Annotated in this window: 1 pseudogene; it reads right to left on the reverse strand. The window is 61.9% G+C overall.

What is annotated here, in order from left to right:
- Window positions 1-412, reverse strand: a pseudogene (locus AOT83_RS00375) (ABC transporter ATP-binding protein/permease); the annotation flags it as partial.

Below are 412 nucleotides of genomic sequence, written 5' to 3' on the forward strand. Positions count from 1 at the left end.
CACCAGCGCCGTCACAGTGCCCGGCCGCAGCCTCAGATCCACACCATGAATAACCGGCACCCCCGGCCGATACCCAAACGTCACCGCATCAAACGACACAGATGAGCCACTATCGGCCGCTGCTTTTGCTTCGGTGATGCTGAGTTCGGTTTCCTCGAGGGCGACGGCGATACGGCGTGTGGCCCCTAGACCACCGCGAACATCGTTCAGTCCGTATGCGATTCCCAGTAGGCGGGTGCCGAAGGTGGTGCCGAGCACCAGGAATGGCAGCAGGGTCGTGGGCTCCATGGCCCCCGCGACGACCAACAGCGTTCCGGCCCCGGCGATCAACCACAGGAACGTCGTCGGCCGGGTAACAAGATCCATAAAGGTCTTCCTGCCAATGAACGGCCACTGCCATTCGTTGAGAAAG

The sequence above is a fragment of the Mycobacteroides sp. H001 genome, from assembly GCF_001440005.1.
In the GTDB taxonomy this organism is placed as follows: Bacteria; Actinomycetota; Actinomycetes; order Mycobacteriales; family Mycobacteriaceae; genus Mycobacterium; species Mycobacterium gwanakae.